This window comes from Catenulispora rubra, assembly GCF_015356825.1.
Taxonomy (GTDB): domain Bacteria; phylum Actinomycetota; class Actinomycetes; order Streptomycetales; family Catenulisporaceae; genus Catenulispora; species Catenulispora rubra.
This window is the reverse complement of record NZ_JAACYW010000090.1, coordinates 19,522-37,403: the sequence shown is the minus strand read 5'-3', so window position 1 is coordinate 37,403 and position 17,882 is coordinate 19,522. Positions and strand designations below refer to the sequence as shown.

The 17,882-nt window shown below is 70.5% G+C and carries 12 protein-coding genes; 4 read left to right on the top strand and 8 right to left on the bottom strand.

The genetic code is table 11. The annotated features are described in order from the left end of the window. Nucleotides 1-166 precede the first annotated feature (166 nt). From polX to GWK61_RS24235, 3 genes are read right to left on the bottom strand one after another with little or no spacing between them, the layout of a single operon-like run. Nucleotides 167-1,894: a DNA polymerase/3'-5' exonuclease PolX gene (polX, locus tag GWK61_RS24245; RefSeq protein ID WP_194911578.1), complete on the bottom strand. Its 1,728-nt coding sequence runs from the start codon at nucleotides 1,892-1,894 to the stop codon at nucleotides 167-169. Between the two features lie 9 nt (nucleotides 1,895-1,903). Further along, a complete protein-coding gene (locus tag GWK61_RS24240; RefSeq protein WP_323747727.1) occupies nucleotides 1,904-2,878 on the bottom strand; it encodes an NAD-dependent epimerase/dehydratase family protein in 975 nt (324 codons plus the stop codon). After that, a complete protein-coding gene (locus GWK61_RS24235) occupies nucleotides 2,875-4,164 on the bottom strand; it encodes an enolase C-terminal domain-like protein (protein ID WP_194911576.1) in 1,290 nt (429 codons plus the stop codon). Before GWK61_RS24235 ends, GWK61_RS24240 begins: the two co-directional genes overlap by 4 nt. A gap of 98 nt (nucleotides 4,165-4,262) precedes the next feature. On the opposite strand from GWK61_RS24235, the gene GWK61_RS24230 reads away from it, so the two are divergent. Continuing rightward, nucleotides 4,263-5,279, top strand: a complete 1,017-nt coding sequence (locus GWK61_RS24230) for a LacI family DNA-binding transcriptional regulator (protein WP_194911575.1) — start codon at nucleotides 4,263-4,265, stop codon at nucleotides 5,277-5,279. Between the two features lie 281 nt (nucleotides 5,280-5,560). Here GWK61_RS24230 and GWK61_RS24225 read toward each other — a convergent pair whose 3' ends face one another. Then, entirely contained in the window at nucleotides 5,561-7,789 is a 2,229-nt protein-coding gene (locus GWK61_RS24225; RefSeq protein ID WP_194911574.1) for an MMPL family transporter, read from the bottom strand. Between the two features lie 266 nt (nucleotides 7,790-8,055). Between GWK61_RS24225 and GWK61_RS24220 the strand changes: the two genes are divergently transcribed. Beyond that, nucleotides 8,056-9,531 carry a sensor histidine kinase gene (locus tag GWK61_RS24220; protein WP_194911573.1) on the top strand — a complete coding sequence of 492 codons (1,476 nt, stop codon included), beginning with the start codon at nucleotides 8,056-8,058 and terminating at the stop codon, nucleotides 9,529-9,531. Nucleotides 9,532-9,537: 6 nt separating this feature from the next. Further along, complete coding sequence (locus tag GWK61_RS24215; RefSeq protein WP_194911572.1) at nucleotides 9,538-10,203, top strand: response regulator; 666 nt, start codon at nucleotides 9,538-9,540, stop codon at nucleotides 10,201-10,203. A 71-nt stretch (nucleotides 10,204-10,274) separates the two neighbouring features. Here the strand turns inward: GWK61_RS24215 and GWK61_RS24210 are convergent, their stop codons facing one another. The 3 genes from GWK61_RS24210 to GWK61_RS24200 form a co-directional block, all read right to left on the bottom strand. Continuing rightward, nucleotides 10,275-11,441 carry an alpha-hydroxy-acid oxidizing protein gene (locus tag GWK61_RS24210; protein WP_194911571.1) on the bottom strand — a complete coding sequence of 389 codons (1,167 nt, stop codon included), beginning with the start codon at nucleotides 11,439-11,441 and terminating at the stop codon, nucleotides 10,275-10,277. Between the two features lie 135 nt (nucleotides 11,442-11,576). After that, nucleotides 11,577-13,616, bottom strand: coding sequence for a metallophosphoesterase family protein (locus GWK61_RS59730; protein ID WP_194911569.1), 2,040 nt, complete (start codon nucleotides 13,614-13,616; stop codon nucleotides 11,577-11,579). Between the two features lie 174 nt (nucleotides 13,617-13,790). Then, entirely contained in the window at nucleotides 13,791-15,845 is a 2,055-nt protein-coding gene (locus GWK61_RS24200; RefSeq protein WP_194911567.1) for a discoidin domain-containing protein, read from the bottom strand. 373 nt (nucleotides 15,846-16,218) lie between these two features. Between GWK61_RS24200 and GWK61_RS24195 the strand changes: the two genes are divergently transcribed. Next, on the top strand, nucleotides 16,219-17,055 hold the full coding sequence (locus GWK61_RS24195) for an endo alpha-1,4 polygalactosaminidase (protein ID WP_323747726.1): 837 nt from the start codon (nucleotides 16,219-16,221) through the stop codon (nucleotides 17,053-17,055). A 102-nt stretch (nucleotides 17,056-17,157) separates the two neighbouring features. On the opposite strand, the gene GWK61_RS24190 is transcribed toward GWK61_RS24195, so the two are convergent. Next, entirely contained in the window at nucleotides 17,158-17,859 is a 702-nt protein-coding gene (locus GWK61_RS24190) for a TetR/AcrR family transcriptional regulator (protein ID WP_194911563.1), read from the bottom strand. Between the last annotated feature and the right edge of the window lie 23 nt (nucleotides 17,860-17,882).

The following is a 17,882-nucleotide window of genomic DNA, read 5'->3' as shown; positions in this document are numbered from 1 at the left end:
TGGCACCACCGAACTGCGCCCCCGCGAGGCCATCAAACCATGCGCGAAGCCGTAAAAAGCCCTTAAAACCCACAAACAAACCGCACCCGCCACACCCACCCGACACCAACACCAACACATAGGTCAACAGCACAACATTTTGCAGCGGGCAGCACGGCACCACTTGCTACCGCGCCTCGGGCTTCCGTAGGAAGCTGCGAAGCCGCGTCAGGCTCCAGGTGTTGATGACGTCGTCCTTCGTGAGCCAGCCGCGCTGTGCCATGGCGATGCCGAAGCGCTGGTTCTCCAGGGCCGGGGTGGAGTGGGCGTCGCTGTCGATCGCGAACTTCACCCCGTGCTTCTTCGCGGCCATGACCTGCTCGTCGTTCAGGTCAAGGCGTTGGGGTGAGGCGTTGATCTCCAGGGCGGTGCCGGTGCGGGCGGCTGCGGCGAAGACGGCGTCGAGGTCGACGTCGATGGGTGGGCGGCGGTCGAGGAGGCGGGTGGTGAGGTGGCCGATGATGTCGACGTGAGGGTTCTCGCATGCTCGGATCAGGCGCTTGGTCTGGGCGGCGCGGTCCAGGCCGAAGGAGGAGTGGATGGAGGCCACGCAGATGTCGAAGCCGGCCAGGAACTCCGGGGGCCAGTCCACGTCGCCGGCGGCGTCGATGTTGAGTTCGGTGCCGTGCAGCAGGCGCATGCCGCGGTAGGTGCGGTCCAGTTCTCGGACACGGTCGCGCTGGGCCAGCATCTTGTCGTCCGTCATGCGCTGCATCACGAGGTTCGGCGCGTGATCGGTGACGGCGTAGTAGGCGTAGCCGAGGCCCGCCGCGGTCTCCAGCATCGTCTCCAGGGAGGCCAGGCCGTCGGTGAGGTCGGTGTGCGTGTGCAGGTCGCCGCGCAGGTCCTTGAGCTGGACCAGGTCCGGAAGGTCACCTGCCAGCGCCGCCTCGATCTCGCCGCGGTCCTCGCGCAGGGTCGGCGGGATCCACGGGAGGTCCAGCGCGGCGTAGACCTCCTTCTCGGTGCGTGAGGCGAGCTTCTTGCCGGAGTCGACGTCGAAGAGGCCGTATTCGGAGAGCTTCAGGCCCTGCTTGACGGCCCGGCCGCGGAGCTTGATGTTGTGGGCGCGCGAGCCGGTGAAGTAGATCAGTGCGGCGCCCCAGTCGGCCGGCGGGACGACGCGCAGGTCCACCTGCAAGCCCTTGTCGGTGCGGATCGAGGTCTTGGTCGTGCCGCTGCCGATGACGTCGGCGACCTCGGGGCGGCCGAGCAGCGCGGCCATCAGCGGCGCGGAGTCGGTCGCGGTGGCGAGGATGTCGATGTCGCCGACGGTCTCACGCATGCGGCGCAGGGATCCGGCGTAGTCGCACTGCTCGCAGCCCGGGACGGCGCCGATCTCGGCGACCAGGTCCTCGGCCAGGTCCAGGGCGGTGTTCAGCAGGGTCCGGCCGGAGGTCAGGCTGAGCTGGTCGATACCGTGGCGGATGTTCTCGACTGTCTTGTCGCCGAGACCGGGCAGGCCTTTGAGCCTGCCCTCGTCGGCGGCCTTGCGGAGCTCGTCGACGGACTTGATGCCGAGCTTGCGGTAGAGGAGCACGGCCGTCTTGGGGCCGACGCCGGGGATCTGGGTGACCTCCCGGACGCCGGGCGGCATCTTGGCACGCAGGGCATCGAGCGCGGCGATGCGGCCGGTGGCGACGTACTCGGTGATCTTGTCCGCGGTCGAGTCGCCGACGCCGGGAATGGCGCGCAGGCCCGCCTCGTCCAGGTGGGCCAGGTCCCCCGGATAGCCGCCGACCGAGCGGGCGGCCTTCTCGTAGGACCGGGCCCGGAACGCGTTGCCGCCGGTGAGGAGGATGAGGTCGGCGTACTCGCGGAGCAGCGCGCCGACCTCGTCGTTGAGCCGGGCCATGGGGCCAGTCTAGGAAGGCGGCGGGGTTGGCACATCCTGCGCGGGATCGGACGGCGGCCACGGCCGAGGCTCCAGGTCCAGCACGTGCCGGGCCTCGAACCCGAGCAGCCGCTCCGCAGCCCGCAGGTCCAGCGGCGCCGTGCGTCCCGGCATCGGCGCGCGCACCTCGGCGTCGGGGTGGTAGGCCGCGAGCAAATCAGCAGTCGGATACGGCACGAACGTGTCGGGCGCAGCTACGAACACCTTGTGAAACCCTTGCAGCGGCACAGTTATCGCCAACCACGCCGCCTCCGCCGCATCGCGCACGTCAAGGTACGTCCACAGCTCCGGCGCGCCGGCCGCCGGGTCGTCCGCGAGCAGCGGCAACCGCCACGCGGCGCGCACGTCGTCGCTGATGAACGGGAACCGCAGCGCGACGACGTCCATCCCGTGCCGCCGCGCCATCATCTCCGACGTCGCCTCGTCCACTTGCTTGGACAGCCCGTACGGGTCCTCCAGCTGCAACGGCGCGTCCTCGTCGATCGGAACGTACGCCGGGTGCAGCGTCCGACGGGCCCAGGGCAGGCCGAGGATCGAGAGGCTGCTGGCCACCGCCGCGCGCCGGACGCCTAGGCGACCCGCCTCTTCAAGCACGTTGAACGTGGCCTGGGTGTTACCGCCGAACACCTGCAGCGGGGTGCCGTGCTCCGGCGTCGGCAGCGCGGCCAGGTGCACCACCGCGTCCACGTCGGCCAGCGCCTCGCGCACCAGGTCCGGGTCGCCGGCGTCGCCGACCGCGACCCGGTCCGCGCCGATCTCGGCCAGGTCGCCGGGGTCCTCGTAGACCAGCGCGGTGACCGCGGCGCCGTGGCCGGCGAAGGCGCGCGTGACCACCCGGCCGACCAGGCCCGCGGCGCCGGTCACCAGGACCCGCCGCGGGGTGGGGGACTCCGGGCTCACGGCGCTCGCGACACTCGCGGCAATTACGGGGCTCACCGCGCTCACGGGGCCTCCAGCCCGCCGTCGGGCCGACGCACGCCGGCCGACCACCGCTCGTGCAGGAACTTCACCGGCGGGTACTTCGCCGCCTCCTGCTCGTCGATCTCGATGCCCCAGCCCGGCGTGTCCGAGGGGTACATGTGCCCCTCGCGCACCACCGGCGTGCCGGGAAAGACCTCGTGGGTGGCGTCGTTGTACGTATGCGACTCCTGATACCCGAACGCGGGCGTGGATATGTCCACGGCGAGGTTCGCCGCGACGCCGACCGGCGAGACGTCCGCCGGGGAGTGGAACGCGGTGCGCACGCCGAGCAGTTCGCACAGCGCGACGATCTTGCGGGTCGGGGTCAGGCCGCCGACCGAGGACGTGTGCAGCCGCAGCAGGTCCACGCCGCCGTCGCGCACCAGCCGCACCGCGTCCGGCACCGAGCCGAGCTGTTCGCCCACTGCGATCGGCACCGGCGAGGCGGCGCGCACCTCCGGCAAGCGGTCGTAGAGCTCGGGGGCGATGACGTCCTCCAGGAACGAGAGCCGGTAGGGCTCCAGGGCGCGCGCCAGGACCACGGCCTGCTTCGGGGTGAGGCGGCTGTGGACGTCGTGCATCAGGTTCACGCTGTCGCCGAGCCGGTCGCGGGCGGCGGCGAACAGGCGCGGGGCGTCGCGGAGGTACTGCTCGACGGCCCAGCCGTCCGGGTGCGGCGAGCGCGGATAGCCGCCGGGGGTGCCGGGGGCGCCGTACGTGCCCAGGCCCGGGCCGCCGACCTGGAGCCGGACGTTGCGGTAGCCCTCGGCCATCAGCTGCTCTGCCTGCTCCAGCGTCGCCTCGATCGTGCCGCCGGCGGCGTGCGAGTAGACCTCGACCGCGGCGCGGCTCCGGCCGCCGAGTAGCTCGTACACCGGCATGCCGGCGCGTTTGCCGGCGATGTCCCACAGCGCCTGGTCCAGGCCGGACAGCGCGTTGTTCAAGACCGGGCCGTTACGCCAGTAGGAGGAGTAGTGGATCAGCCTCGTAATGTCCTCGATGTCGGCCGGGTGGCGGCCGACCGCCAGCGGGCCGACGTGCTCGTCGACGGCGGCGGCGACGGCCGCGTAGCGCTGGGTGAAGGTGGCGCAGCCGAGGCCGTGGAGGCCGTCGTCGGAGGTGTCGACACGGACCACGACCAGGGGCTGGCCCTCAGGGGCGGTGACGATCGCGCGGACGCGGGTGATGCGCAGGCTGTCGCGGGACGACCACGGGGGTTGGGCTTGCGGGAGGGCTCCGGAGGCGTCGAGGAGGCGGTTGGGGTCGTTCACGGCGTTCCTTTGCAAAACGTTTTGTATGCTGGCTCAGCAGGATGTCATGGGCCCCAAAAGGTGTCAACGATTACCACGCCGACGGATCGGAGAGCTCAATGGCGCAGAAGGGCCGCAAGCGGCACGTCAGCATCACCGACGTCGCGCAGCAGGTGGGGGTCAGCATCACGACCGTCTCGCACGTGCTGTCCGGGCAGCGGCCGGTGTCGGCGGCGACCACGGCGAAAGTGCGGCGGGTGATCGCAGAGCTCGGCTACGAGCCCAACCAGCTGGCGCGCGGGCTGCGGTTGCAGCGCACGAACACCGTGGCGCTGGTGATCCCCGACATCACGAACCCGTTCTACCCGCAGATCGCGCGCGGGCTGCAGAACGTGCTGGGCCCGGCGGGGCTCCAGGTACTGGTGACCAGCACGGACGCGGACCCGGCGGCCGAGGACGCGGCGGTGCAGCAGATGATCACGCGCCGCGTCGACGGCCTGGCGTTCGCCGGCTACCAGACCGACCACCGGCGCGTCTCCCCCGCCGCCGAGGTCGGGATCCCGGTGGTGCTGCTCGGCGGGCGGACCGCGCGACCGGGGATCGACGTGGTCAGGTCCGACGACGTGGCCGGCGGCGAGATCGCGGCCGGCTACCTCATCGAGCACGGCTACCGGCGCATCGCCTTCATCACCGGCGCCGGTCGCGTCGGCGCCCCCGCCAACCGCGTCCTGGGCTACCGGCACGCACTGCGTGAGGCGGGCATGCCGCTCTCGGCGTCGCTGGTGGTGCGCGAAGAGATCAGCCGCGACGGCGGCGCCCGCGCGATGGAGCGGCTGCTGGCGCTGCGCCAGGCACCGGACGCGGTGCTGTGCACAAACGACGTGGTGGCGCTCGGGGCGCTGGACGCGGCGAAGGCCCGGGGCCTGAGCGTGCCGGGCGACGTGGCGGTGATGGGCTTCGACGACATCGAGATCGCCGCACTGACCGCGCCGCCGCTGACGACGGTGTCGATCCGGCCACTGGAGCAGGGCGAGGCGATCGGGCGGCTGCTGCTGGGGCGGCTGGACGGCTCGGCGCCCCGGGGGGCGCAGCGGATCCTGTTCGATCCGGCGGTGGTGCGGCGGGATTCGGCTTGAGGGGCGGGGCGCGGCGAGCTGCCAGCGCAGCAGCGACTCTACAAACTCGGCGACAGGATCCTTACTCACCGCCGCATGAATCAGTGCGCTGCTATTGACTGTCCGTCTACTACCGGCGACCGTTGCGGTAGGGCCAAAAGGAAACGAGTCCCGTGGCGACGTGCGGTCGCCACGGGACTCCTCACATCGGTTGATGTCGGCACTCGGGGGGTGTGTGCCACCAACCTATGCGCGATAGTAGCAGTGTTCGAAGATAGTGGAAGAGGTCGCGTAGCAGAGCCCTACCGGCGTGCCGAAGCCTCTGCGGTTCCGTATGCTTCCGTCCCTTCGGTGCCGCCGTCGTGGCGCGCCTCCCCCGACGGCCGCGCGGCGTCGGCGCGTCCCGGCCACCAGGCCGCGTGGCCGACGAGGGCGGTGATCGCCGGGGTGAAGAACATCGACATCACGAAGGCCGCGATCGCGATGCCCGCCGAGATCGCGAAGCCCATCTGGGTCAGGGTCGACTGGCCGGCCAGCATCAGCGAAGCGAACGAGCCGGCCAGGATCAGGCCAGCGGCGGCGATCGTGGGCCCGGCGTGGCGGACTGCCTCGGCCGCGGCTTCGCGGGGGTTGCGTCCGGCGCGCGCTTCTTCGCGCAGGCGGGTGATCATCAGGATGTTGTAGTCCGTGCCGAGCGCCACCACGAACATGTACATGATCACCGGCAGCATGAAGATCAGGCCGTTGTTGCCGCCGGAGTTCTGGAACAGCAGCACCGTCGCTCCGAGGGTGGCGCCGAAGCCCAGGCAGACCGAGGCCATCAGGTACAGCGGCGCCACGACCGCGCGCAGCACCAGGCCCAGGATCAGGGTGATGATGACCGCCGCGACCGGGAACACCACCGCGTAGTCGTGGTTCACCGCGGACTGGATGTCCACGAAGATCGCGGTCGTGCCGCCGACCACCGCGGCCGTCCCGGCCGGCGCCGCCTGGTGCGCGGTGGTGCGCAGCGGGCCCTTGACCGTGTCCATCGCCGCCGACGAGGACGGGTCGTGGTTCAGCGTCACCGAGTACAGCGCCACGGTGTTCGTCTCGTTCGGGAACGGCGTCGACACCTGCGCCACGCCCGGGATCGCGGCCAGCGTGCTGCGGTAGGAGTCCAGCTCGCCGGTGGTGAGCTTGGCGCCGTTCGTCGACTTCAGCATGACCTGGCTGGGCATCGTCGCGCCGGCCGAGGCGGCGTCCTGCAGGTTCTTCTGCCACACCGTCGACTCAGAGCTCTTGCCCTGCGAACCGGAGGACAGGTCGAAGGTCGGGCGGAAGCTGAACGCGGCGACCGCCAGCGCCGCCATGATGATGCCGGAGACCGCGGCGAAGCGCGCCGGGTGGCGTCCCATCGACCGGCCGATCGCGGCGAAGCGCGCGCCGCGCGGCTCGGTGCGCCAGGCCTTGGACGGCCAGAACACCCGCGTGCCCAGCAGCGAGACCACCGACGGGATCAGCGTCAGGCCGGCGACCAGGGTGACCGCGACGGCGATCGCCAGCGCCGGGCCCAGGGAGCGGAACAGGCCCAGCGTGGACAGCGCCAGCGCCATGAACGAGACGATCACCGCGCCGCCGGCGGAGACGATGGCCTCGCCGGCCCGGGTGACGGCGCCCGCCACGGCGTCCTTCGGGCTGTCGCCGGCCCGCAGCCGTTCCCGGTAGCGGAACATGAAGAACAGGATGTAGTCGGTGCCGACGCCGAACAGCACCACGATCAGCATCGAGGTGACCGAGCTGTCGGTCTTCAGGTCGAAGGCCTTGCTGGCCCAGGCGATGAGCCCGTCGGCGATCTGCGAGACCACGCCGATGGTGATGATCGGCAGCAGCGCCACGACCGGGCTGCGGAAGATGATCAGCAGCAGGACCAGGATCAGGCCGATGGTGGCCACGCCGATCAACGCCTCGGCCTTGTTGCCCGAGGATTGGGAGTCCAGGGTCTGCGCCGCCGAGCCGGTGATGCCGCCCTTGAGCTGGCTGCCGGCCAGGTCGGCCTGCAACTGCGTGCGCAGCGCCTTGACCGCGTCGGTCTGGTGCTTCTGCTGCGGGTCGTTGTCGGTGGGCATCTGCACGCCGATGGTCTGCAGGTGGCCGTTCGGCGTGGGCTGGCCGACCTGGAGCGCCGTGACGTCCGGGATGTGCGCGGCCTCCAGCTTGGTGGCCAGCGCGCTCACCGCCGCTGAGTCGGCGGCGGTGAGCGCGCCGTTGTCGGCACGCTCCAGGACGATCACGGCGGCCGGAGCGGCGGCTTGCGGGAAGGCGGCCTCCTGCAGGTTCAGGGCCTGGACCGACTCGTAGTGGCTGGGCAGGAAGCTGGCCTCGTCGGTGGTGGTGGCCAGCTTGGGCGCGAACCCGACCACCGCGACGGCGACGACCACCCAGGCCCCGATCACCCGCCACGGGTGATGGGCGACCCACCGGCCCAGACCAGGGAAGAAGCCCCGTTCGGCGTCTCCGCCGCCCCGGGCCCCCTGCACTGCTTCCTTCATGATCGTTCCTCTCCGCGGACCCGCCGGCGTCGCCGGGACAGCCCCGCATCGGCCGCTGGGAGTCGACTCCTGCGGCCGAGCCCGGGATTCGAGCCTAGGTACGCTGGGGTGTCCGATCGCCGTCCCGGAGTGCCGAGTCGGGCCGTCCGTGTGGCACCGCGGTACCGGCCCGGGCCCATCCTCAAGGCGGACGACCGGCCCTCGGACCGTCGACTATCGTCGAGCTTCCGGCCAGATCATCGGCCATCCGGAGGTGACGGAGAACCATGGTGGACCTCCTGGTGAGGGTAGACAGCACGACCGCCGCGCCGGCCGACCCGGCCCTGACGCCAGGCCTGGCCGAATCGGCGGCGCGGCCGGTCACGCGGGGTTCGGCACCCGAGCCCGGTTCCGAGCCCGATCCCGAATGGCCGGCGACGGCCCAGCGGCCGGTCGGGCCCGCGTTCGAGTGGCCAAGATCCGCACGCCGGGTCCAAGCCGCGTTCCAGGGACACCCCTACCGGCAGGACGTGGCCCTGGCCCTGGGTGTCTTCCTGCTCACCTTGCTGCCCACGCAGGCCGGACTCGGGTCGGAGCTGCTGCACGCCTCTCCGCTGCTGGTCGTCACCTCCGTTGTGGAATCCGCAGCGATCATCTGGCGGCGTCCGGCGCCGGTGATCATGTACAGCGTGGTGCTCGCCGCCTGCACCGTCGAGTGGGCGGCGGCGATGAGTTCGTCCAGCGACATAAGCTGGATGATCTGCCTGTACACGGTCGCCAGGTACCGCTCCATGACGACGCTGCGCGTGGCGCTCGGCGCGATCGTACCGAGCCTGGTCGTGCTGGTGTGGCGGATGGCGCCGGTGCAGGGCCCGATCCTGGTCTCCTTGTTCTTCCTGGCCACCGGCATCATCGCCAGCGCCGCACTCGGGCTGATGGCCCGGGAGCGGCAGGCCCAGCTGGCCGCGCTGGCCGAGCGCGCGCACCACGCCGAGCAGCACCGCGAGCAGCGGGCCCGGCTGGCCGTGCTGGCCGAGCGGGCCCGGTTCTCCCGGGAGACCCACGACATCGTCGGGCACAGCCTGGCGGTGATCATCGGGCTGTCCGACGGCGGCGCGCGCCAGGTCGAGGCGCATCCGTGGCGGGGCCGGCAGGTGTTCGAGCTGATCGCCGAGACCAGCCGACAGTCCCTGGCCGACCTGCGGCAGACCCTCGGGGCGCTGCGGGAGCACCAGGTCGACGAGGGCGGGAGCGGCGCCGGCGTCCTGGGAGGCGTCGGCGCGCAGGCGTTCGCGCCGCAGCCGGGGGTCGCGGACATCTCGGACCTGCTGGAGCGCACGCGCGCGGCCGGGCCGCGGGTGTCCTGCCGGGCCGGCGGCGACACCGCGGCGCTGCCGCGCGGCCTGCAGTCGGCGACCTACCGGATCGTGCAGGAATCGCTGACCAACAGCCTCAAGCACGCCGGACCGGACACCACCGTTGAGGTGGTGATCGAGGCCGACGCGCAGTCGCTGCGGGTGAGCGTGGCCGACACCGGACCGGCCGGGGCGACTGGCTCGGCCGGGGCGACTGGCGCGACTGGCGCGGCCGGCACCGCCGCGTCGCGTCGCAGCGTGCCGACGCCGCACGACTCGCGCGGCCAGGGTCTGGCCGGGGTGCGGGAGCGCGCGGCGCTGGCCGGGGGCCGGGCCGAGGCGGGGCCGAACGACGCCGGGGGCTGGACGGTGGCCGCCCGGTTCCCGCTCGTGGCGCAGGAGGCCTGAGCGTCGATGACCAGTGTCCTGATCGTCGACGACCAGCCGTTGCAGCGGATGGGTTTCCGCATGGTGCTGGAGACCGAGCCCGGGGTCAGCATCGCCGGCGAAGCTGAGAACGGGATCGAGGCGGTGCGCCGGACGGCGGAGCTGTCCCCGGACGTGGTCCTGATGGACATCCGCATGCCGGGGATGGACGGGATCGAGGCGACCCGCCGGATCACGGCCGCCGGCGGGGGCTCGCGGGTGCTCGTGCTCACCACGTTCGACCTGGACGAATACGTCTACGCCGCGCTCCAGGCCGGGGCCAGCGGGTTCCTGCTGAAGGACGCCCGGCCCGACGAGTTGCTGGCCGGGATCCGGGCGGTCGCGGTCGGCGACGCGGTGGTGGCCCCGGCGCTGACCCGGCGGCTGCTGCACGCGTTCGCCAAGGTGCTGCCCGGCAACGACCGCCGACCGGCCGAGGATCCGCGGCTGCGCGCGCTGACCGAGCGGGAGCTGGAGGTGCTGCGCGTGGTGGCGGCGGGGCTGACCAATCTGGAGATCGCAGCCAAGCTGCACCTGTCGGAGTCGACGGTGAAGACGCACGTCAGCCGGGCCATGGCGAAGATCGGTGCCCGCGACCGGGTGCAGGCGGTGATCATCGCCTACGACGTCGGGCTGGTGGATCCGCGCGGCTGACCCGGCTGGAAGCTGGGAGCTGGGAGCTGGGAGACAGCGTCCTGACTCGCCGTGCGCCTATCGCCGCTGGCCTATCCGGCGACGGTGCGAAGCGCCTCCGGGGTGAGGTCGGCGATGGTGGGATACCCGTCGACGGCCATCAACAAGTCGGCCTCGGCCAGCATGCTGCGCAGCACGTGCACCAGGCCGTCGACGCCCCCGATGGCCAGGCCGTAGAGGTAGGGACGGCCGATCGCGACCGCGTCGGCGCCCAGCGCCAGGGCCTTGACGACGTCCGAACCGCTGCGGACGCCGGAGTCGAAGATCACCGGCAGCCCGTCGGCGGCGGCGACCACCTCGGGCAGCGCGTCCAGGGCCGCCAGGCCGCCGTTGGCCTGCCGGCCGCCGTGCGTCGAGCAGTAGATCCCGTCCACTCCCCCGTCGCGCGCCCGGCGCACGTCCTCGGGGTGACACAGGCCCTTGACGATCAGCGGCAGGGTGCTGAGCGAGCGCAGCCAGGGCAGGTCGTCCCAGGTCAGCGGATTGCCGAAGATCCCGGCCCAGTGCAGCACGCTGGCGCCCGGATCCGTCTCGAACGACTGCGGCACGGCGGCGCGGAACACCGGGTCGCTGGTGTAGTTGGCCAGGCAGTTCCCGCGCAGCTGCGGAAAGTTCGACGTGGACAGGTCCCGGGGCCGCCAGCCGGTCACCCAGGTGTCGAGCGTGACGACGATGCCCTTGAAACCGGCCTTCTCGGCCCGCTGCACCAGACTCGCGGCCAGGTCGCGGTCGGTCGGGGTGTAGAGCTGGAAGAAGCCCGGGGTGCCGCCGAACTCGGCGGCGACCTCCTCCATCGGGTCCACCGACAGCGTCGAGGCGATCATCGGGACGCCGGTCTTCGCGGCGGCGCGCGCCGTCGCGAGGTCGCCGTGGCCGTCCTGGGTGCACAGGCCGAGCACGCCGACCGGCGCCATCATCAACGGCGAGGGCAGCGTCAGGCCGAACATCGAGACCGACAGGTCGCGCTGGTCGGCACCGACGAACATGCGCGGGATCAGTGCGTGGCGCAGGAAGGCGGCGACGTTCGCGCGCTGGGTGTGCTCGTCACCGGCCCCGCCGGAGACGTAGGACCACACCGACGGCGACATCGCGGCCTGCGCGCGGGCTTCCCAGCCCTCGTACGACATCGGGAAGCGCGGCACCACCCCGCGGAGGCCGTCGAAGTAGATCTCGTACTGGTATCCGCCGAAGTCCGCCATCCGCTGTCAGCCTGCTTCCTCGTTATTCGTGGACTGCGTAGGTATGCCCGCCGGTGTGACCGCCAGGCATCCTACGACCGTAAGGCTGATGTCGCGCGCGGGTCGAGGGTCGGAATGACGACTTGTGGCTGACCGCTACAGGCTGTAGGGGCCGCGCCTGCGCACGTCTCGCTTGAACACGACGCGGTCGAACTCCACGCCCTGCTCGTTGATGGCCCGCATGGTCATCGTGGCGGTGCCGTCGGGGGCGGCGGGGACCACGTCGAGTGCGATGAAGGCGTAGTCGCTGTAGCGGGCCTGCGACCAGTCCACCGTCTCGTACTCGCGGGTGAAGTCGAGCTGTGCGGCCGACGGGCCCTGGGAGGTGGCCGGATCCGCGGTGACGGTCGTGCCGTTCCCCGGCGCGCCGGTGTCGACGCCGGTGAGGAAGTTGCGGTCGGTCTCCACCGCGCCGGACCAGCTGTAGCGCGGCCGGCCGCCGGATCCCACGGTGATGTAGGTGGTCCCGTCGGTCTGCGGATGCACGGTCGCCGCCTCGTGGAAGGACTTGGAGGTCGCCTGCACGCTGGAGGACCCGGTGTTGGTGGCGGCGTCGTACTTGATGGGGTTGGAGCGTTCGTAGATGTGGTTGTGTCCCTGGACCGCGAGGTCGACTTCGAACTCGGAGAGCAGGGGCGCCAGCACCTTGCGCACGCCGCCGTCGGAGGAGTGGCCGTCGCAGGTGGAGAAGGCGCAGTGGTGGAAGAACACGACGATGAAGTCGATCTCGGGATCGTGGCGGAACTCGCCGAGCCGCCGGCGCAGCCAGGACGCCTGTTCGCCCTCGCTGTAGCCGAGCAGGCCCTGGATCTCCCAGCTCAGCTCGTTGGCGTCGGCGCTGACGATGCCGACGTCGCCGTAGGTGAAGCTGTAGACCGACGGGCAGGACCTGGGTCCGTTGGTGGGCATGTCGATGCGGCTGGCGTGGCCGCCGTAGCCGAGCCTGCCGTAGGCGTCGACGGTCGCGGCGTCGGCGTCGAGCGAGGTGGTGAACAGCTCGACGTCGTGGTTGCCGGTGTTGAACATCCACGGCGTGGACGCCGAACTCGGCTCGATCGTGGTGAGGTAACTGGTCCACACGTAGGGGTCGTAGTCGTCCCAGCCTCCGCTGTTCGGCGGCGGAACCGGGGTGTTGGAGTCCCCTGGCTGGTTGCCGCCCGGGCCCGCCGGGTTGATGATCGGCTGGGCGTTCCCGCTGGGGTTGGCGTAGCACATGTCGCCGGCGAGCAGGGTGAAGCGGGACGGCGTGTGGTTCACCGGGTTGCGCACGCGGGTGATCTGCGTGACCAGCGCGGCCACCGGTGAGACGTCGGTGGGTGCGCTCGTGGAGGCCGGGTCGAAGTAGTCGGGGTCGCTCGGCTTGTAGTAGTCGTCCGTGATGTGGCTGGAGGACTCCGGCTGGAGCGAGGGCGCGTCGTCGAGTGTGCGGCCGGTGCCCGGGGCGCCGGTGATGCCCTGGTCGCCGTACGCGGTGAAGGTGAACGGGGACAGGAATCGGCGGCCGTCCGGTGCGGTGGTGAAGGTGGCGTCCGGGGTGTGGCCGCGCTCGCCGTGCTTCGTGTAGACGAAGCGGTAGTGGTAGGTGCGGCCGGGTTCCAGGCAGTCGATCAGCGCGTGGACGTAGAACTGGTCGGCGCGCAGCAGGTCGTTCAGGGACGCGGTCACCGGACCGGTCGGCACCCCGTTCCACACCGGCACGTGCGTGACCAGCTGCCTGATCTCGGCGGCGACGGTGTGGCCGTAGGCTCCGGCCTCGTGGCCGTATTCGACCTCGACCTTGATGCCGGAGGGCACGGCGTTGTAGGTGTTGAGGTTGAACAGCTGTCCGGCCACCCACATCTGCCGCTTCGGGTCGGGCCCGAAGGACAGGTGGCGGCCGTTGACGACGAAGCCGCCGGCGATCGTGCCGGTGGTCGTCATCTCCTCGGCAGAAGTAGAGGCAGACGCGGAGGCGGCGCCCGCAAGGGTTCCGCCCAACAGGAACGACGCTCCGGCGGCACTGACGCTGCCGCGCAACACACCGCGGCGGCTGACCGGACTGCGACGCAGGATCTGCTGGAAGAATTCGTGTTGTTCGACCAGCGGAATGACGCGATGGCGGTTGTCGGCACTGCCGGCACTCGAATTCTGAGTCACTCCGCCATGGTCCTGATATGAGGCCAAGGACCGGCATGACCATGCTTTCGCCCAGACGAACAGCCGGTGGCCTGTTCATGAGCAGGGTGTGGAGCCGAGGTCAGCACCCCGACTCCACACCCTTGATCTTGACAACCGCTGGTCAACCGCCGGTCAGGCGACCACCAGCCGCTGTCACCAGCCCACGGCGACGACCGCGTACTGCGGGTTGGTCACCGAGATGTCAGAGGACTGGCCCGCGTCGTCGTCGTACGGGAAGCCGTACTGGGCGCCGTTGATCGCGTTCTGGTGCCAGAACTGCGCGTAGTAGTTGGCCGGAGCCGCCTGGTAGAAGTTCGCCGGGTTCGACTGCTGCGCCGCCGGCAGCTGCGCGACGTGCCGGTTCAGGCCGGCGCACAGCGGCGGGTTGTTCGCCAGGGTGCCGCCGCAGCCGAAGATCTGCGCCGTACTGTCCGCCGTGTCGCCGTTGGCGGCGGCGTAGCTCTGGAAGTAGTTCGCGTACGCGCCGCCGGTCTGGAACGCCGGGTCGTTCCCCGGCGACGGGATGCCGAACGGGGCCTGGTCCGTGGCCAGTTCCTTGAACTCGGTCGGCACCGAGCTCTGGAACCGGGAGAAGGTCGCCGAGCGCGACTCCTGGAAAGTCGCGTAGTTCTCGCCGATCTGCTGGTCGGAGCCGTCGTGGGCGTGGAGCTTCAGGGCCAGCTTCAGACCGAAGCGGTCCACGCGGGTGGTGTCGACGTTGATCGACGCGGTGCCCACCGTGAACTCGATGAAGTCGTAGTACTGGCCGTTCGGGGTGCCGAGGTAGAAGTACATCCGGCCGGCCGAGTTCGCCGGCATGTCGATGTACGGCTGCTGGGCTATCGACTTGGTCGTGCCGTTGAAGCTCCAGAAGACCTGACTGTCAGGGTACTGACCGTTGGTCTGGTTCACGATCGCGAACTCCAGCACGTTCTGCGCGGTCGGGATCGCGCTGGTGTTGCCCCAGAACGCCGGCGGCGGGGCGCCGCCGTTGCCGCCGGAGCCGCCCACGGTCCAGGTGAAGCTCGTGCTGCCGCTCGCGCCGGTGCCGTCGGTCGCGGTGACCGTGACGGTCGAGGTGCCGGTGGCCGTCGGCGTCCCGGTGATCAGGCCGGAGGAGCTGATCGACAGCCCGGCCGGCAGGCCGCTCGCGCCGTAGGTCAGGGTCTGGCCGGATGCCGAGTCAGTGGCCTGAATCTGCAGGTTGACCGCGGTGCTCGCGGCGGTGGACTGGTTGCCCGGGTTGTTCACGGTGACCGTGTTGCCGGTGCTCCCGCCGGTGGTGAACACCGAGAACTCCCACAGGGAGTAGCCGTAGGCGGTGTTGCGCGCCGTGCCGTACATGCGGATGTACCGGCCGGAGCCGCTGACGGTCAGGTTCTCGGTCCCGCCGGGGCCGGTCGTGGTCGAGTAGACGGAGGTCCAGGTGGAGCCGTCGTTCGAGGTCTGGATCTGGTACGCCTTGGCCGAGGCGGTCTCCCAGGCCAGCTGGACGCCGCAGATCGAGCGGGTCGCGCCGAGGTCGACCTGGAGCCACTGCGGGTCGGAGAACTGCGACGACCAGCGCGTGCCCAGGTTGCCGTCGACCGCGTTCGACGCCGGGAGAGTCGCGTTCTCCAGCGAGGACGCCGTCGCGGTGTGGTTCAGCGCGGCATCGGTCGTGCCGCAGGTGCTTCCGCCGCTGGAGCCGAAGACCTGGAACTCCCAGACCGAGTAGCCGTAGGCGGTGTTGCGGGCCGTGCCGTACATGCGGATGTACCGGCCGGAGCCGCTGACGGTCAGGTTCTCGGTCCCGCCGGGGCCGGTCGTGGTGGAGTAGATGGAGGTCCACGTGCTGGCGTCGTTAGAGACCTGGATCTGGTAGGCCTTCGCCGACGCAGTCTCCCACTGGATCGACACCTGGCAGATGTTCTGCACGCTACCCAGGTCGACCTGGAGCCACTGCGGGTCAGAGAACTGCGACGACCAGCGGGTGCCGGTGTTCCCGTCGACCGCGGCGGAGGCCGGGAGGGTCGCGTTCTCCAGCGAGGACGCCGTCGCCGGCGCGTTCAACGCCAGGTTCGTGGTGCCGCAGGACGCCGCGGCCGCGCGGTGCGCGCCGGCCGTCGTCCCGAACAGGGCGGCCAGCAGCAGCGCGAGCACGACCGCCAGGGCCGTCGCCGGTTTGCCGCGCTGCCGGGTGAGTGGTGCCGGGGACGGGGATCTCATCGCAACTCCTTCGTGAACTGTGGGGTTATCCAGAAGGTGCCAAGCGCCGCAAACGTTTCCGGAAGCTGCGATGCACAACATAGAGACTGTGACAGGACCTTGCAAGACTTCGACCGCGGAATGAAAGTTGCGCAACTTACGGCAGCTGGGCGGTCGGCCCGGCACCGCTTCGTGATCATCGGGGTGCTCATTATCCGGTTGCTGCAGCTCACGCGAGACTGCCCGAATCCGTCATTCGCTCACACCAGATGAGCGTTTCAGGGTCAACCACTGGACGCCCTATTCCGACGGTTGTAGAAAATCGCCAAGAAGAATTCCGAGCACGGACCGACACTGGAGGACCGAAGTGCCCATTGGACGTAAACTGCTGCCCGTGGCCGCGACCGCCGCACTTGCCACCGCCCTGCTCAACTCCCCCGCCGCGTTCGCCGACGCACCGGCGCCGCCGAGCCCGGTGGCCTGCGACAGCTGCTGGCACCCGGACCTGAACACGTCGTGGAACTGGGTGCTGAGCCAGGTTCCGACCGCGCCTTATCGCAACGTCTCAATGTACGACGTGGACGGGTTCAACAATTCCGCGAGCGACGTCAATTCGCTGCACGCCGCGGGCATCAAAGTGGTGTGCTACATCTCCGCCGGCAGCTACGAGAACGGCAGACCCGACGCGTCCCGATTCCCCGCTTCCGTGCTGGGAAATGTGATGGACGGCTGGCCGAATGAGAAGTGGCTGGATGTCCGGGAGATTCAGAACTCCGCAAGCGCGCTGCGGCAGATCATGGACGCGCGGCTGGACATGTGCCAGTCGAAGGGCTTCGACATGGTCGAGCTCGACAACGTCGACGGCTACACCAACAACACCGGCTTCCCGCTGACCGCGGCCGACCAGCTGTACTACAACGCCACGCTCGCCGACGACGCCCACGCACGGGGCATGAGCGTGCTGCTGAAGAACGACGGCGCGCAGATCCCCGACCTGCTGCCGTACTTCGACGGCGCCCTGGACGAGCAGTGCAACCAGTACAGCCAGTGCACCACCGCGCAGAACGGCGGCTACGGGCTGGACCAGTTCGTCAACGCGGGCAAGCCGGTATTCCAGGCCGAGTACAACCTGTCGACCGACGCCTTCTGCGCCGCCGACAACGCCAACAACTTCAACGGTGTGCTGTACGCGCTGAACCTGGACGACAGCGTCTTCCAGCCCTGTCGCTGACCGCTCTGTCGCTGACTGCCCTGTCATTGACCAACTCGTCGACGACCGACCCGGTAAGGCAGTGGACCGCCGCCGGTAGACGCCTGGAGCGCCGCGAGCGGATCAGGGTGCGAAGGTGGCCAGACCGGTGGCGAGCAGCTGCGCGGCGCGGCGGACCTCGGCGGTGACGGCGTCGCGCACCTGCGCCGGGTTCCGCTGCCCGTCCAGGTGCGCGCAGGAGGAGTTGACCTGGACGCTCCACAGGCCCACCAGCGCGGTCGCAGCGATCTGCGGCTCAGGATCGCCGGGGGTCAGCCCGGCCCTCGCAGCCAGCGCCTCGCAGGCCGCGTCGGTCATCCGGGCGAGCATGTCGCGGTGGTGGGCCCGCAGCGCCGGGGTGTCGCGGACCATGGCCTCGAAGCGCTGCACCGCCGCGGCGGCCCACACCTGGTCGTCCTGGGCTTCGAGCCAGGCGATCAGGTGGTCCAGCTCGCCGGCCAGGATCCGCGCCATGGCCTCGACCGGCGGCGTGCCCGGATCGGCGAGCCCGGCCCGGAGCGCGCCGAGCAGGTCGGCCGGAACGTCCAGGACCAGGGACTCCTTGGTCGGGAAGTGGTTGAAGACAGTGGTCGGCGACACCCCGCAGACGCGGGCGATCTCCACGACGGTCACCGCGTCGAAGCCGCGCTCCAGGAACATCTCGGTGGCGGTGTCGACCAGCAGCTGGCGGGTCGCGCGCTTGCGGCTCTCCCGGCGTCCGGCAGCCGGACCGGCGTCGGTGCCCGGCGCGCGCAGCGCACTCCAGTCGACCGTGTGGGAGCTCATGGCCTCCCAGGATAGCCAGGTTG

Excerpts from the sequence above, each read along its gene's own strand:
- polX (WP_194911578.1), bottom strand. The coding sequence starts at position 1,894 with ATGGCCCGGCTCAACGACGAGGTCGGCGCGCTGCTCCGCGAGTACGCC.
- GWK61_RS24230 (WP_194911575.1), top strand. The coding sequence starts at position 4,263 with ATGGCGCAGAAGGGCCGCAAGCGGCACGTCAGCATCACCGACGTCGCG.
- GWK61_RS24225 (WP_194911574.1), bottom strand. The coding sequence starts at position 7,789 with ATGAAGGAAGCAGTGCAGGGGGCCCGGGGCGGCGGAGACGCCGAACGG.
- GWK61_RS24220 (WP_194911573.1), top strand. The coding sequence starts at position 8,056 with ATGGTGGACCTCCTGGTGAGGGTAGACAGCACGACCGCCGCGCCGGCC.
- GWK61_RS24215 (WP_194911572.1), top strand. The coding sequence starts at position 9,538 with ATGACCAGTGTCCTGATCGTCGACGACCAGCCGTTGCAGCGGATGGGT.
- GWK61_RS24210 (WP_194911571.1), bottom strand. The coding sequence starts at position 11,441 with ATGGCGGACTTCGGCGGATACCAGTACGAGATCTACTTCGACGGCCTC.
- GWK61_RS24200 (WP_194911567.1), bottom strand. The coding sequence starts at position 15,845 with ATGAGATCCCCGTCCCCGGCACCACTCACCCGGCAGCGCGGCAAACCG.
- GWK61_RS24190 (WP_194911563.1), bottom strand. The coding sequence starts at position 17,859 with ATGAGCTCCCACACGGTCGACTGGAGTGCGCTGCGCGCGCCGGGCACC.